Source organism: Brevibacillus formosus (assembly GCF_003013405.1).
GTDB classification, from domain to species: Bacteria; Bacillota; Bacilli; order Brevibacillales; family Brevibacillaceae; genus Brevibacillus; species Brevibacillus formosus.
This window is the reverse complement of sequence record NZ_PXZL01000030.1, coordinates 155,067-172,823: the sequence shown is the minus strand read 5'-3', so window position 1 is coordinate 172,823 and position 17,757 is coordinate 155,067. Positions and strand designations below refer to the sequence as shown.

5 protein-coding genes are annotated in these 17,757 nt (G+C 48.6%); all 5 read left to right on the top strand.

All coding sequences use genetic code 11. From position 1 onward, the window contains the following. Positions 1-16: 16 nt before the first annotated feature. The 5 genes from edeN to edeJ are packed head-to-tail and all read left to right on the top strand — an operon-like array spanning position 17 to position 17,757. Positions 17-6,532 carry an edeine non-ribosomal peptide synthetase EdeN gene (edeN, locus tag C7R91_RS23470; RefSeq protein WP_047067478.1) on the top strand — a complete coding sequence of 2,172 codons (6,516 nt, stop codon included), beginning with the start codon at positions 17-19 and terminating at the stop codon, positions 6,530-6,532. Positions 6,533-6,547: 15 nt separating this feature from the next. Beyond that, entirely contained in the window at positions 6,548-7,711 is a 1,164-nt protein-coding gene (locus tag C7R91_RS23465) for a pyridoxal phosphate-dependent aminotransferase (RefSeq protein ID WP_047067476.1), read from the top strand. 17 nt (positions 7,712-7,728) lie between these two features. Continuing rightward, entirely contained in the window at positions 7,729-11,019 is a 3,291-nt protein-coding gene (edeL, locus tag C7R91_RS23460) for an edeine non-ribosomal peptide synthetase EdeL (protein ID WP_047067475.1), read from the top strand. Positions 11,020-11,052: 33 nt separating this feature from the next. Continuing rightward, a complete protein-coding gene (gene edeK / locus C7R91_RS23455) occupies positions 11,053-15,036 on the top strand; it encodes an edeine non-ribosomal peptide synthetase EdeK (RefSeq protein WP_047067473.1) in 3,984 nt (1,327 codons plus the stop codon). Positions 15,037-15,066: 30 nt separating this feature from the next. After that, the gene (edeJ, locus tag C7R91_RS23450) at positions 15,067-17,757 is read left to right on the top strand and encodes an edeine non-ribosomal peptide synthetase EdeJ (RefSeq protein WP_047067470.1); all 2,691 of its coding nucleotides are present in this window, start codon (positions 15,067-15,069) and stop codon (positions 17,755-17,757) included.

The following is a 17,757-nucleotide window of genomic DNA, read 5'->3' as shown; positions in this document are numbered from 1 at the left end:
AGGAGAGAAAATTGTGATGAACAAGATCGACAAAAACAATGTAGCTGACATTTTGCCGTTAAGTCCAACGCAGGAGGGCATGCTGTTTTACTACCGACTCCAAAAGGATTCCAATCTGTATTTCGAACAGCATCGGCTAACCCTTCGTGGCAAGTTTCAGCTGGAGTTGTTTACGCAGGCTGTTTCGATGGCATTTGAGGCAAATGAAATGCTTCGTACGGTTTTTCGCTGGGAGGGGCTTCAAGCCCCTGTCCAGCTCATTCTCAAGCAAAAGACATTGGAGATTCCTTACTTCGATTGGAGCGAGTTACCATCTGGAGCGCGTGAAAGAAAACTGTCTGCCTTGTTGTCTCAGGACAAGCAAACACCTTTCACGCTTGAGTTGGGCAATACCATTCGCATTCAAGTAGTAAGGATGGAGTTGTATCGCTATGAAGTCATATGGTCATTTCATCACATTCTCATGGACGGATGGAGCTCCGGCATTCTCCTAAGAGAGATATTTACAGCATATGGACAATTATGTTCGGGGCTGAGCCCTGCGATCAAACAGAAGGCGAAATACAAGGAGTATCTGCGTTTTCTCAAAGAAGCACCGATCGAACAATCGTTATCGTATTGGAAAGATTCCTTACAAGGAATTAGCTCTCCTACGCCGCTTCCATATATGCGGGATCGTAACGAAGAGAGGCGGTATTCTTCCTATCATCTTCGGCTCAGTCGAACGCTTACGGAGACATTGGAGGAAACATCCAAGCGTAACCGCGTGACAATCAGTACACTGTTGCAAGCCGCTTGGGGTATTTTACTGCAAAAATATGGCGATACGCGGGATGCTCTATTTGAAGTGGCATACGCCGGACGGCCTGCCCATCTCACTGGAGTAGAGGAAATCGTCGGCCTCTTCATCAAAACGTACCCGCTGCGGGTCAAACGGACTGAAACGACAACAGTCAAAGATCTGCTGAGTGTCATGATGGAAGAACAGCACCAGATGGCTCCGCATTTGTACGTGCCATCGGTTGAGTTGAAAAACTGCTCTGAGATGGACGCACAAACCCCTTTGGCGCACAGTTTGTTTGTTTTCCAAAACTACCCAATCGACAAGACACTGGCCGGATTGCAACTTGACTTCGAGCTGGAGAGTATCACATCACATGAAACAACGGATTATCTAATGGTGCTAGAAGTAACACCAGGTGATGAATGGACAGTCCATGTCAACTACCAGGCATGGAAGTTTCATGCGAAGGATATCGAACGCCTGGCGCTTCACTATCAGAGCCTTCTCGAGCAGATTGCGGCTGATCCGGATCAAGAGATTCGTGATCTTACCCTGCTCAGTGATCATGAGCGGCACGAGATGATTGAGGAACAGATGAAGGTCGTGCCAGTTCCGAGTAACTACTGCGTGCACGAGTTGATTGATCAGGCGGCAGAAAAAACACCGGATGCAGTTGCGCTTGTACAAGGAAAGCAGACTGTGACCTACAAGGAGTTACAAGAACAAGCCAATCGCTTGTCTTGGGCTCTGCAAAAGGAGGTGACAGATGCAGGTAAACCGATAGTTATCATGTGTGATCGTTCCCCTGAAATGATTATTGCACTGCTGGCTATCCTCAAAGCTGGGTGTTACTATGTCCCGCTTGATCCAGACTTGCCGAAAGCGCGAATCGAACAGATTGTAAGCCAGATTCAGCCTATTCTGATTGTGACAGAGGGCAGCTATCTGGAGCTCGTCGCTGACTTGCAAACAAGGGTGTTTCGTCTGGATGAACCAGCATGCTGGGCACAGGAATTAACTCAAACACCACAGCGAAAAGCGGCACCTTCGAGTACGGCGTATGCCATCTTTACTTCTGGTTCGACAGGTACGCCAAAAGGTGTGCGTGTAAAGCATGATCAATTAATCAACGCTCTTTGGTGGCACATTGAATTTGTCGGGTTCAAAGAGCAGACGAGAACGTTGCAGATCGCCACGTTAACTTTTGACGCATCCGTTGTCGAGATTTTCTGCACACTGATCAGCGGTGGTACCCTTTGCTTGTTGCAACGACATGAAAACAAGTCCCCGCAAAAGCTCGCGGCTGCCATCGAGAGCCAACAAGCAAACGTGATACTCGTCGTCCCTACGATGTATCACGCTTTGCTTGACCACGCGGCTGATGGCTCGCTGGATTCAATTCAAAAAGTGTTGTGTACAGGAGAGATGCTGTCTTCTTCATTGGTGGAACGACATGCTGCCTTGCTCCCTCAAGCTCAAATGTACAATTTATATGGCCCGACGGAAAATAGTATTTCGGCATCTGGGTATTGTGTACCGCAACAAGGGCCTTTTGAAAACCCGCTTCCGATTGGACATCCGAGTTACAACGTTCGTGTCTTTCTTCTCGACCAGGATTTTCATCTGTTGCCCAAAGGGGTAATAGGGGAAATGTACGTGGGCGGGATGGGTGTAACGGAAGGTTATATCGCTGACGAGGAAAAGACCAGAGCGTCCTATATGCTGACCCCGTATGGCAGACTTTATCGTACGGGAGACTTGGCTTGCTGGACGGATGAAGGACATCTGCAATATTTTGGCCGCAAGGATTTCCAGATCAAGATTCGCGGCAACCGTGTTGAATTGGAGGAAATTGAAGCTGTCCTGCGCCGTCAGCCTGGTGTTCGGGAAGCAGCGGTAGTGGCCATTCAGGAGTCAAAGCGCGATCCTTATCTGGTTGCATGCTTGGTTGCGATGCATCCCATTGAGGAACTCGTTCTGCGTGAAGCAGTGCTGACTTATCTGCCTGACTATATGCTACCAGCCTTTTTCGTCCATCTTGATGCCTTGCCTCGGACGCAGAGTGGAAAAGTAGACAAAACAGCCTTGCAACGTCTGGATTACACGCAGTATCGCAAGGGAAAGGAAGAGGCCCCAGCAGATGAACTTGAGCAGCAATTGGCACAAATATGGCGAGAGCTTTTGGCAGTCGAAAAAGTAAGCGTACACGATCATTTTTTCTCGCTAGGAGGCCACTCGCTGAAGGCTGCTCAACTCGTGACCAGATTGCAAAAAGAAAGAAAAACAGACATCACGATCAGGGATGTATTCCAGAATCCGACCATTCGACAATTAGCGGACCGCATCAGGGGGAGACAGCCGATATCCTACGCGCCGATTGATCGGGTCGGTCAAGCCGAGAGATACAGGGCTTCTTCCTCACAGAAACGAATTTTCGTGATGCATGGGATCGAAGGCGAAAGCACCAGCTACAACATGTCGGGTGTAATCGCGGTGAACGGTCATCTGGATGTAAGTCGAGTGAAACGTGTATTTAAGGAAATCATCCAAAGGCATGAAGCATTCCGTACTTCGTTTGCAGTACGGGATGGAGAAGTGTACCAGTACATCAGCGACAAAGTGCCATTTGAGATCCAAACCATTCATAGCGACGGCAGGACATTGGACGAACTGATGGAAGACTTCCGGCAATCTTTTGATTTGACGAAAGCACCTCTTCTTCAGGTTTACTTAGTCGAGGTCACAGCTACCCAGCATTATCTGCTTTTCAACTCTCATCATATTATTTTGGATGGCATTTCACTGAATGTGTTAATGGAGGACTTTGCCAGGTTATATATGGGTGAAGAGCTGCCTGCACTGCCTATTCAATACAAGGACTACGCCGATTGGCAGTGGCAGAAGCGGGGGAGCGAGCAGTGGAATCAGCAGGAAAAATACTGGGTGGACACTTTTAGTGACCGAGTCCCGCTCATGTCTTTTCCACTGGATTACCCGCGTCCTTCTGTTAAGACATTTCAGGGGGATCACCATACGTTCTTTATTACTGATTCAACGTACGGTGATTTGCATGCATTTGCCAAGCAGAACGAAGTGACTGTCCATGCTGTTTTGATGTCGGTTTATTATGTGTTGCTGATGAAATACACGTCTCAGGAAGATTTCGTTGTCGGTTCTCTTGTAGCAGGCCGAAACCATCCCGATTTGGAGCGAATCGTCGGCGTCTTTATCAACTTCCTTCCGATTCGAAATCGTCCTCGTGCCGACCTTGTGTATTCCGATTTTGTACAAGAGGTTCAGCGCAGTCTGTTACTGGCCTACGAACATCAGGATTATCCGTTTGAAGAAATCGTTGCTCGTAGTGCCGCAGGTATCCAGCAAACGCAAAATCCATTGTTTGATACGATGCTGATCTTCCATAACCAGCGCGAGCAAGAAGTCAGGTTTACCCTTGGCGACGTGCAATTTGAAGAGGTTCCGCATGAATCAAAGACGTCGAAGCTCGACTTTAAGCTGGATATTACACCACTCGCTGATCAATTCAGGTGCGTGCTTGAATACGATACCCAGTTGTTTAAAGCGGAGACAATGGAAGGCTTTGCTGACAACTATTTGCGTGTGCTCGCAGCGCTTCTGAAGCACCCAAAACAGCGATTGGATGATGTTGACATCGTACATCACCAAACAGAAAAAGAGGGCGTGATGAACCGCCTTCACCATGTCGGAGTTGCAGTTCCAGAATTAGGCCCGGCTCAAATCATGTATGGCACTCTCGGATTTGATGCGAGCGATTCCCTTCATGATCCAGAACAAAATGTCTATCTTTCGATGTGCATGAAACCGGGCTGTGTGCCAATCGAGCTGATTGCACCTGTGGATGAAACGTCACCTTGCGTTCGTTTGTTGGAAGAGAAGGGGACGGGTCCGTACCATTTATGTTATTCAATTTCCAATATTACTCAATTTTTGAAAAGGTTAGTTGGTTCCGGGTTCAAATATGATTTGGTCAGCGCTCCTAAGCCAGCAGTACTTTTCAATCATAGACTCGTTGCCTTTCTCTTTGTGGAATCGGTAGGCTTGATTGAACTTGTTGAGAGCGAGGATATGAAGCATGACGAATGGCAAAGCAGTGATCAGCGATCTGCTATCCGGTTGCTTACACCAGATGTTGATCAGGCACTGTCGTTCTTTACCTTTCTAGGCTACCGTGTTTACGAGAAATATCTGGATCGGCAAACGCAAGCCAGTATCATCACACTAGGCAAAGCGGAAGAGAGCAGCATCCAGTTAGTTGAGCCTCGAATGGAGCACTCGCAAGAACAGCGGGAGCTCATGAAAAGTGGTTGTGGTGTTTACCAAGTCGAGGATCGGGTCGCGAATCTGACCGAACGGATCGACACTTTGATAGCGTGCGGCATCCCTGTTTCTTTTGCAGACCGAACAGGACGTAATCTGCAACTGACAGATGCCCCCTACCTACTTTTAACCGACGGGAAATCAGCAGCACAAAGACCTAAGCCGATTCTAGGCGAGTTTCATTCGGAAACAACGCCCATCTATTCATTCGTACAGGAACGTTTGCTGAAGCAGGAACAAGAAGATGGAATTGTGGCTGTCAGATGTTTTGACATCGAGCTTCGGAGCAGAATCGAACTGTCGCATATGCAGCAAGCATGGCAAGCTCTCGTACAACGATTTCCTCTGCTGTCACCAAAAGGCTTATCTGAACCGATTCCGCTTGCGTTTTGTGATTTACAGGAGAAAAGTGAGGCAGAGACAGCGGTATGGTTGCGAGAACGATTGACTGCCGAGCAGAAGAGGCCGTTTGAGGACAAAGCAGGACGTTTGGTTCGATTTGAACTGGTAAAGCTGGCTGCAGAACGCTATCGGTTGATTGGAAGTCTACACAGCTCCTTGAGTGATTGGCGAGGTCTCGGACTACTCCTGGAGGAATGGGAGGCTCTATATCAGGCGATTGCAGAAGGGCATGCACCAGCTGTGGAAGAACAGCCTCGCTACGAAGCATTCGCTGTTTGGCAGAAAAAAATGCTTTATTACGGACATCTCGAGGCCCAACGTCACGAGTGGTTGACAGCAGCGAATCCACATTATGCTCAACCATTTGGTACGGGTGGGGTAGCGAAACGACAAGTCGAGCAGTACATCGACCCGACAGGTCACGCCGATTTACTGCATGTAGCTGCTCATTCCAATCAGGAGCTGGGAGACATCTTGCTTGCCTCTTATCTGCTGTTGCTTCGACAGGTCACTCAATTGCCTAGCTTGACGCTTGGGGTATTAGCGACGAATCGTACGCAAGATGTGCTGGAACAAATGCTAGGCAACTTTGACAATATCGTTCCGCTCACCATCGATATGCAGACGATCAGTTCGTTTTCACAATTACTGGAGCAAACGAAGCAAGTACGTGCCCAAATACAAACACTCGCGTTGTATCCGTCAGAGCACTGGCAAGCGACGACGCACATGGAATGGCCGACACTTTTTGTCAACCAGACGATACCGTTCAAAGCTCAGTCAGCTGTTTGGAAACGTGAAGTGAAACGATCAGTCGAGCCAGAAATGGCCGGAAGTCCGCTAGTTCTTCAGGTAGCGGAAACTTCAGAAGGTATCCATGTCGTTTTTACCTATGATCCATCCATGCTTCAGGCGGCATATGTTGAATCGCTTTCGGATCGCTATGTGAAAATCCTAAAAATGTTAGCAGAAAAATCCAAAATAAAATAAAAGGGGTAGGAGAATATGGAAATCAGATCCTCAATTAATTTTCACGACGAGCGCTTTTTGATGTTTGTACTTGACCAGATGGCAAATGAGCTTGAGAGAAACGGTGGAGAAGCGATCCGCATGACTCTTGGGAAGTCAGAAATGCCGCTGCATCCCGAAATTATCAATTCCATGCAACAGGCATTGAACAGCTTTGAAAAATATTCGCTCGTGTATCCAGGTGGTCTGCCGGAGCTGAAAGATAAGCTCGCGACCCACTATAAAACAAAATACGATGTGTCAATCAAACCGGAAAATTTCGTGATTAGTGTCGGTACCAGCACACTCTTCCGCAACCTGTTCTACCTCCTGCTTAAAGAAGGCGATGAAGTGTTGCTGCCACTTCCGTATTACTCGCTTTACCATTTCTGCGCGCTCTTAGTCGGTGCGAAAGTTCGTTATTACAAAATTGATCTGGATACGTTGAGACTTGATGTGGAGTCGTTTAAAGAGAATTTCACAGACAAGACGAAAGTGGTCGTGATCAACACGCCTGGCAACCCGTTGGGAAATATTCTTACAAAAGAGGAATTGTATACGATCGACAGCATCGTAGACGGCCGTGCAGCTATTATCAATGACGAAATTTATGCGAATACCTACTTCGATGACGAGTGCGAATCCGTCATGCAGCTGAAAAATACCAAGTCTACCTTCATCACAACGGATGCGTTTTCCAAAGCGTATCGGATGTATAGCAGACGTGTCGGATATGCAATCGTACCAGATGAGCTGGTGCAGCCACTGACGGTCATTCAGCACCACACACTGCTCACAGCTGACCCAGTCGTACAGTTCGGAGCAATGACTGCGCTTGATTACCAGCATGAGGTTGATCATTTGGTCCAACTGTACAAAGGTCGTCGGGATTACACGATAGATGCTTTCCAAAATGTACCGGATGTACTTGCTCTGCCAGCGAGAGGCAGCTTCTACTTCACGATTGATTGCGAAGCATTTATGAAGAGAAAAGGCATCAGCACCTCGCTTGAGTTGGCTACGCAAATTTTCGAGGCGACACATGTGGCGACCGTACCGGGTTCGGACTTTGGCATCCCGAACACACTGCGCCTCTCATACTCTGCCGCGAAGTATAACGAGGGAATTAACCGTTTGCGGGAATTTTTCACCACCACCTAAAAAGGGGAAGAGTCGCAATGAATGGACGTATGGAGCTCGATCTGGATCTGAATGAGTTTAACCTGCTCACTGATGATGAAGCGAACTTGTTAAGCCGAGTCAATCAGACAGACAAACCGTATCGCAACAAAGTGACAATCGCTGAACTGTTCGCCCAGCAAGCGGAAAAAACGCCTGATAGAGTCGCTGTGGTAGAGGCGGATCGAGAAAGAACATACGCAGAACTGCACACGGAAGCAAACCAGCTAGCCCGTATCCTGAAAGATGCGGGTGTAGTTCCTTCGCAACTCGTAGGAATTCTCGCAGACAGGAGCTCCCGTATGGTAGCGGCAGTTCTTGCAATCTTCCAAGCAGGTGGGGGATACGTCCCGGTTGATCCGCATTATCCCCGCGCTAGAATTCGGTATCTTTTGCAGGATAGTCGCTGCAAGGTGCTTGTAACAGAATCCATCTATCTGGATGAGATCATACCGGATCTCCCTGACAGCATCGAAACGATCATTTGTTTGGACGATACTTCCTTCCATCACGAAGGATACAAGGTCTATACAGCGTCCGACATTCGCCGCCAAAAGGATGAAGCGATAGCCCCGGCAGGTTCAGAGGATGATGTTGCGTATGTCATCTACACATCTGGTTCGACCGGTGCACCGAAGGGCGTCATGATTACGCACAAACAGGTATTGAATACGTTGTTTTGGCTAGAGGAAACTTTTCCACTAAGCGAGACAGACGTGGTTGCCCAAAAAACCTCGATTTCTTTTACGGACTCGGTGTGGGAATTGTTTTGGCCGCTGATGGTTGGATCAAAGCTGTCTATTTTGAAAGAGGAAGACGGCAAAGATCCGGGAGCGTTGTATGACTGGCTGCGAGAGCAACGCATTACAGTCACCCAGTTCGTTCCAGCGATGATGAATGTGTTTCTGGCTCATGTGAGTTCTCGTAATGAAGCAGATCCGTTGCCCAATTTGAAGTGGGTATTTAATGGAGGAGAAGCACTGACAGCTAATCTGGTTCGCGAATGGAATCGTCTGTTCCGTGTCGCCCGAATCGCCAATATTTACGGGATGACTGAATCAGCTATATACGCTTCCGTCTATCTTTGCACAGAACAGCCTGCTGAAGAAACACTCAGAATCCCTATTGGTGTGCCCATTGCCAATACGCATATGTTCATCCTTGGCCAGACGGGGGAAATTTGTCCCCCTGAAGTCAAGGGCGAGATTTGTATCGGAGGTATTGGCATCACCGACGGATATTTGGGCAAGCCTGAGTTGACCGAGAAAGCTTTTACGTATCATCCCATTACCGGCGAGCGCCTTTACCGTACTGGAGATGTCGGATTACTCAGCGAAACCGGAGTATTTGAATATCTGGGGCGAATGGACGATCAGGTTCAAGTGCGCGGCTATCGTGTGGAACTGAAAGAAGTTGAGCGTGCCGTCCTTCAGCATCCTGCTGTGAATCAGGTAGCTGTATTGGCTATCACTGATCAAATGGGGTTGACCGAACTGGCTTGCTACTATGTCGTGCAAAAGGATGGCGTTGAGCCAGATGGGCTTCGTGCGCATCTGCTGGAGTGGCTCCCCGGATATATGATCCCGAGTTACTTTATGGAGCTGTCCGAGATGCCGCTTACCCCGCATGGAAAGATCGATCGCAAAGCTTTGCCAGCTGTAAAGCCAAGCGTTAATAGTGAATACGTGCCACCGGCAAATCCAATCGAAGAAAAGCTGGCTGAGCTGTGGGCGGATGTTTTACAGATTCCAACGCCTGGTGTACTCGATCACTTTGTTGGACAGGGAGGACACTCGCTGAAGGCCATTCAGCTTTTATCTAGGATTGAAAGTGACTTTCAAGTGAAGCTTTCCATGCGCGACCTGTTTGATGCCCCTACGATTCGCGGTTTGGCGGATCGGATCACGGGCAGCCTCCAAGAGATGGAGCAAAAACCGATCGCTTTGCTCTCTGATCAGGAATATTACCCGGTCACGGGTGCGCAAGAGCGGCTTTACCTGTTGTGGCAGTTGGAAGAAGCTGCTACCAGCTATCATACACCGGGAGTTATGCGGATCACCGGTTCCCTTGATTCAGAGCGTCTTCAAGAAGTTGCGGATCAACTCGTCGCACGACATGAGGCGCTGCGCACCTCGTTTCATCTGATGGAAGGTCAGGTAAAACAAAAAGTACACAGTGACCTGTCTGTACCGATCGAGACATGGAAAACAGACGAGGAAGCTGTGGAAAAGACAATCGAACGCTTTTTCCGGCCATTCGACTTAAAGCAAGCTCCTTTGCTTCGTATTGGCTTAATTGAGCTCTCATCAGAAGACCATCTGTTGATTTTCGACATGCACCATATTATTTCCGATGGCATTTCCAAGTCCATCTTGCTTGAGGAGTTTTGTAACCTTTACCAAGGACAGGTTTTGCCGGAATTGTCGGTACAGGCCAAGGAGTTCGCTTGGTGGCAAAGAGAACAAGCTGCCGAGCTCGGCTGGGCAGAGCATGAAGCCTACTGGTTGGAAGCATTTTCACGGCAGCCGCAACCGTTGGCAATCCCGACCGATTATCCTCGCCCAAAAACCATGACATTTGATGGAGACGAGTTGCTGACCGAGCTGTCTGGAGAATGGCTCGAAAAACTCGACTCGTTCACCCGTCAGAGTTCCACGACGTTGTACATGCTTCTTTTGGCCGCCTATTCTGTTTTGTTATCCAAATACAGCAATCAGGAGGACATCGTCGTCGGCTGCGACATGGATGGTAGACAACGAGCGGAGTTTGCCCCTGTTGTGGGGATGTTTGTTAACACCTTGGCCTTGCGAAACTGGCCGAAGAAAGAATTGACCGTCCAGGAGTATATCGGGCAGGTACGCCAAAACGTGCTTAGCGGTTTTGAGCATGGAGACTACCCATTCGATCAACTCGTAAGCCAGATTCAATTCCCTCGTGATCCAGCAAGGAACCCGTTGTTTGACGCCATGCTGACCCTGCATCATGCAGTGGAGCAGCAAAAGGTCCGTCTCGATCAAATCGAGTTTGCTCCGTACGAGTTCAGACGCAAAGCTGCCATGCTCGATCTGGCTTTGGAAGTGGTTAATGCTGAGGATCACATAGGCATGCACTGGCAATATAATACGAACCTGTATCACAGGAGAACAATCGAGAAGATGGCTCAAGACTTCGTCATTCTTCTGGAGCAAATGGTAGCCCACCCGAACCGAACCATCGGACAACTTCAGATCGGTCATGGAATAGTACAAGTAGCACAGGGACAAGTGGACGACGATGACTTTGCTTTTTAAGAAATACATGACGGACAGAAAAGAGGGATTGGCTTGACAACGATAACGGCACAAAACATCTTGCTGGCCAGTGGGCAGTTTGATCGCGAAAAAGGCTATTGGATGGAGAACCTCTCTCGAGAGTTTCATTCACTCGACCTTCCAACAGACTCTCGGGCCTCGTTTCAGCGTCAGTCTGAGCTTCGTGAGCTGACCATCAGGTTCCCGGACGAACTCAGCAAGGCGCTGATTCATTTGAGCAATGGCTCGGATCAACGTTTGTTCATGGCTTTGCTGAGTGGATTTGGCATCTTGCTGTCCAAATACACGGGACATCAGGACATATGCGTTGGAACGGCTATCTTTCGTCAAACAGAGCCGGGGGAGTTTTTGAACAAAGTACTGCCCTTGCGTCATCAGGTACCCCCGGAATGGAGCATCAAGGAGCTGCTGCAAGAGGTTCGGCAGACCTTAAAGACTGCTGTGGAACATCAGAACTACCCAATCTTGCGGTTGATCGAGGATCTGCAAGTACCGCAGCAGGGGAATAGCACACCGTTCTTTGAGGCGACTTGCTTGTTGGACGTCCTTCATGATCAGGGCAGCCTGGAACAGGTTTCGAGCGAGTTGCAGCTCCTCTTTTCTAAAAAGGGGGACTCGCTCGAATTACTTGTTCGTTACGTGGGGCAAAGATACCAACTCCCCATGATGGAACGGATGATGGAGCATTTGGTCCGTATCTATCAGGTTATCGTAACCCAACCAAATCAGAAGATTGGTGAGATAGCGTGCTTATCTACGGAGGAGGTTCGGGAGTTAGTTCTTTCATTCAACGACAACCGGGTTGCTTTTCCACGCGATCAGAGCTTTGCTCGCCTCTTTGAGGAGCAGGTAATAAAGACGCCTCATCGCAAAGCGGTGACAGACGGAAACTCAACTTTCTCCTATCAGGAATTAAACGAGCGATCCAACCGACTTGCGCGCCATTTTATCCAGCAAGGATTACGACCTGGCACCAAAATCGGTATCTATATGAAGCGTAACGCGGATACGCTTGTTGCGATTCTTGCAGTGTTCAAGGCGGGAGGTGCCTACGTACCCATTGATCCAGACTATCCGCAGCATCGGATCCTGTACATTGTGCAGAAGAGCGAGATTGCAGGGTTAATCACTCAGCCTGACTTGCTAGATGGATTGGAGTCGATTCAGGCATCCTCACCTGAACTGAAGTATCTCTATGTCTTTGGTCAATCCGACCAATCAGTAGAGTTGCTGTCGGGAGAAGACATCGATCGGGAGAGTGCTGGGACAGACTTGGCTTACATCATTTTCACATCGGGCACGACTGGACAGCCGAAAGGCGTAATGGTGCACCATCGCGGAATGATTAACCACATTTTCGCTAAAATCAACGACCTATCCCTTTGCGATGATGATCTTGTTGCACAAACGGCTTCTCTTTGCTTCGACATTTCTGTTTGGCAATATCTGGCTGTCTTGCTGGTGGGTGGCTCCGTGCTGGTGGTCGAAACAGAGACGGTAATGGATACACAGGCCCTTCATAACGTTCTGCGATCCAACCGCGTCACCGTAGCGGAAGTGGTACCGTCCCTGCTCTCCGTGCTGCTCGATCTCGTTCAAGAATGGCCCGAATCCGATCGCAGCTTCCCTGATCTGCGGTGGATGGCAGTAACAGGAGAAGAGTTGCCAGCTCCTCTGGTTCGACGCTGGTTTGCCTGCTATACGGAAATACCATTGGTGAATATGTACGGACCAACGGAAGCATCCGATGATATTACCCACCACATTATTCGGGAAATGCCCAGCGATCAGCAGATTGTGGTGCCCATCGGCATACCAATCCAGAATACCCATATTTACATACTCGATCAAAATCAGTGTATCTGCCCGCGAGGCGTAAAAGGAGAAATATGTGTGGCCGGTCCGGGGGTTGGATACGGCTACTACAAAGATGAGGAACGGACGCAAAAAGTGTTTGTAGCAAATCCGTATGCCAGCTGGGTAGAAGATACTGACTACCAAGTCCTCTACCGAACGGGTGATGTTGGCCGTATCACGGAGGACGGATATATTGAGTACTTCGGGAGAATGGACAATCAAGTCAAGATTCGGGGCTACCGAATCGAATTGAGTGAGATTGAACAGGTGATGCGCAGACATCCAGCGGTTAAGGACGCAGTGGTCTTGGCGCTTTCAGAGGAAACGGGTGCGAAGTACTTATGTGCCTATGTCGTTCCCTTAGAGGAATTTTCCGCACGAGATGTGCGTGATTATCTGTTTACTGTGCTTCCGGAATACATGGTGCCGATGCACTATGTAAAACAAAACGTTTTGCCGCTTACCCCTAACGGAAAAGTGGACAGAGGGGCTTTACCGAAGCCTGGCATACAGGATCGGGTCGACACATCTATTTTTGTGTCAGCTACAACCGAGACGGAAAAAGCTCTCACCCACATCTGGGCGCATGTGTTACAGCTTGATCCAAACACAATCAGCACTCGGGACAATTTTTTCGCTCTGGGGGGGCACTCGTTAAAAATCAATGCAGTAGCTGCGCAGATTGCACAACAGTTTGGCGTACAGCTTCCACTGCGAACCATGTTTAATCACCCAACGATTCAGGAGCTTGGCAAGGTGATTGATGGAGCAGACAAGACGATTCTGAAAAAACGTTTCCCAGTCGAAGCCAGATCGTACTATCCTGTTACGCCTGCTCAGAGCAAATTTTTTATTCTTCAACAGGTGAATCCGACTGACACCAGTCTTCACATTACGGCTGCCCGTTTCATCGAGGGAGCTTTGAGCCGTGAGAAGGTAGAGCATGCTTTTCAAGGATTGATTGACCGCCATGAATCTCTTCGTACCTCGTTCGATTATATAGATGGGCAAGTGGTTCAAATTGTACATGATTCGCTGGTCTTCCATTTGGAAGTGAGCGAATCAAGTGCAGAGCAGCTGGAGGCCAGTCTGGCAACGTTTGTACGGCCATTCGACTTGCGTCAAGCTCCCTTGTTGCGTGCAGGGCTAATCAGGATTGCACCGGAAAAGCATCTCTTGTTATTCGATATGCACCATATCGTTTCAGACGGTGTATCCATGGATATTCTCGTAGAGGACTTTGTTCGTCTCTATGCAGGCGTGACACTTCCAGCATTGGAAGTTCAGCAAAAAGAGTTTGCTGTATGGCAGGAATCTGCACTTGAGTCAGGGGAGCTTCAAGCTGACTATTGGGCAGAGTTGTTTACCAGTCCGGCTCCACTTCTATCGATTCCGACTGATTACGAAAGGCCAGAATCTCTTACGTATCCTGGTGCGACGATTGAGTTCGATATATCGGCAGAGGAACGGCAGCGGTTGCAGGACCTGGCAACGCAGGAGCAAGCGACACTTTACATGGTGCTGTTGTCGGTTTACAACATGTTGCTTGCAAAATACAGCGGTCAAGAGGATGTCGTTGTCGGAACCCCAGTAGCTGGCCGTAAATTTGCAGAGTTTGATGAAGTGATTGGGATGTTTATCAATACAATTCCCTTGCGCAATTATCCAAAAGGCGAGAAAACCTATCGCGAGTTTCTTGCGGAGGTTCGCGAGCATACGCTAGCCTCTTTTGAACAAGCGGATTACCCGATTGATCTGTTCGTTCAGACTCTTGGGCTTGAACCGAATACAGGTCGTCAGCCCCTTTTTGACACGATCTTCGTCCTGCAAAACATGGACAATCCGGAAGGGGAATTGGAGCTGGAAGACATGCTCGTCAAAAACTATCCACTGCAAAACAACACGGCTAAACTTGACCTTCATCTGTCGGCTTATCCTGTTTTCGACAGACTTACATGTAAGCTGGATTACCGCAGTGACCTGTTCCGAAGAGAGACGATGGAGCAGTTTGTGAGTGACTTCAAAAGCTTGTTGCAGCAGGTGATGGAAGATCCTGAGCGCCTCCTGCAAGATTTTGAATTGACCCGTGAGGTAGCCCTTATTCAGGCACAGGGCGTCGATTGGGATTTTGAATTTTAGAGCAAGCGGTGAGTAAGAGGGGGAGGGCATATGGAGACTACTATTTCGCAAAACATTCTGCTAACCAGTCGGAAATTTAGCCGGGAGGAGCAGTACTGGCAAGAGAAGTTACAGGGGGAGTGGACGCTCTCCCTCCTTCCAACCGTAGGGACGGAGAAGGAAGGCGATGGGGAGAAGGAGACAAAAGAAATAACTTTTGTCCTCCCAGATGATTTGAACGCTGCCGTTGCGGCCCATTGCGATCATCATCCGATGAAGCTCTACCTGTTCCTTCTCTCGACGTATCAAATCATGCTGAATCGGTATAAGCAGACAGACGACATGATCATTCTCACGCCCGTCTTTCAGAATCCGCTTCCCCCTAATGCTTGGAATCGGGTGCTGCCGCTGCGTGTACGGATGCATCAAGAAGCTACTTTTGCAGAAGTGGCGAAAGAGGGTAAGCAGCTGGTCAAAGAGGCAATGGAGCATCAGAACTATCCGTTTTCGCAAATGATGCAATGGCTTGATCTATCCGACACGGACCTGAAGACACTGCTGGATACAGCCTTCGTACTAGAAAACATGCAAGATATTGCTGCTTTAGAAGGTTTGTCTCTGCAAGTGGTATTTGCATTCAAGCAAACAGAAGATGGAATTACCGGACGCGTACGGTATGCGGGCGAGCAGTTCCAACAGGCTGTCATCGAACGGATGATCAGCCATTATCAACAAATTCTTCGTGAAGTGGTCGTCGATCCCAAACGGTTGGTGCGCACAATCGATATGTTGTCAGAAGCAGAGCGGACAGATCTGTTGTACACCCGCAATCAAACGGACGTTCCTCATTCTGCTCCCAAGCCGATCCATCAACTGATCGAGGAACAAGCAGCGCGGACGCCTCATCTAACAGCAGCAGTGTTTGGCAACAAAACCATTACCTACGCTCAACTTAATGGAAAAGCCAATTGCCTTGCACGCATGCTGAAGGAGAGTGGCATTGGAAGAGGGAGCTATGTTCCGGTCTTGATGAATCGTAGCTTGAATTTGGTTATTTCCCTGCTAGCTGTGATGAAAACAGGTGCGGCATTTGTCCCGCTAGACGTGCAAAGTCCGAGTGAACGGAAAAAGCAGCTTTTGGATGAATTGGATTGTCCGGTGACGCTGATTGGGCCAGAAATACGCCAGGAACCGTCATTCGTGCAATGGACACGTGCTGTAATCGTCGATGCGGACGATATCCGGGAAGAAGGGGACTTAAATGTCCAGGTAAATGCGGACGATCCGATCTATGTGATCTATACATCTGGTTCCACTGGCAAACCAAAAGGAGCAGTCGTACCTCATATCGGTATTTTCAATCGGTTTCGCTGGATGGATGAACATTACGGTTGCACGGAACAGGACGCCATTTTCCAGACGACTCCCCATCACTACGACAGTTCGGTCTGGCAACTATTCTGGCCGCTCCTGCATGGTGGCCGTACGGTACTGCCGATACCTGAATTCGAGATGACGCTCGATCAAGTGTTGCACGCCATTTCAACCTATCTGATTACAATTACGGACTTTGTTCCGTCGGTATTTAACCTGCTGGTGGATCAAATGGAAACACGGATGGACATACATGATTCACTTTCTTCGATTCGCCACCTGATTTTGGGCGGAGAGGAAATCACGGCTCACACCGTGCATCTGTTTCTTCAGCGATTTCCCCACGTTCGTATCACGAATCTGTACGGTCCGACGGAGACGTCTATTGGAGTCGTCTACTTTGAGATCGACCATACCCATGAGGGACCGATACCGATTGGAAAGCCGATAGCCAATACGAAAATTTTGCTGCTGGATTCAAATCGCAAACTTGTTCCGGCGGGACATCAAGGGGAGATTTATATAACTGGCTTGTGCTTAGGGCACGGTTACTTGCACGATCCTGAGAAAACAGCAGCCAGCTTTGTTGACAACCCTTATCCGGAAATTGGTTATCAAAAGCTTTATCGGACAGGCGACCTTGGGCGTTATCTTCCTAATGGCAATATCAAGTTCTGCGGTCGCATCGATCATCAGGTAAAAGTACGCGGGCATCGAATTGAGCTGGGCGAGATTGATGAGGTTCTGTTGTCCCACCCGCTTGTTAAAGAGTGTGCCGTGCTATTTCAAGAAGAGAAGGCTCGATTGTGCGCGTACTACGTATCGAATGCTCAGGAATTGACCGCAAGTGACTTGCGTGGTTATCTCAGTGAACGGCTTCCCGATCACATGATCCCATCCTTTTTTGTCAGCATTGAAAAAATGCCTTTGACCGCAGGGGGCAAGATCAATCGCAAGCTACTGCCAGAAGTGGATGAGCAACAGGCGTCTGATGCTGAATATGTAGCCCCACGAAACGAGATGGAAGAACAGCTGGTTACCATCTGGAAAGAAATTTTGGGAATTGAAAAAGTGGGGGTACACGACAGCTTTTTCCAACTGGGAGGGAATTCCCTGCTGTTACTTAAAATGCATGCGCAAATTGTAAAACAAGTGGATAGCGAGATTAGCGTAGCGCATTTGTTTTCCTACTATACGATTGCCATGTTTGTGGATTTTCTCGAACAAAGAAAACAGGACCAGTTTGCATCTATGGAAGATCAAAGCGATGATGATGAATCCCTTCTGGAATTGCTGAGGGAGGTCAAGGAGGGAGTTCTCTCCGTAGACAAGGGTGCCGAACTGATCGATAAAAGGAAGGGGATCTAG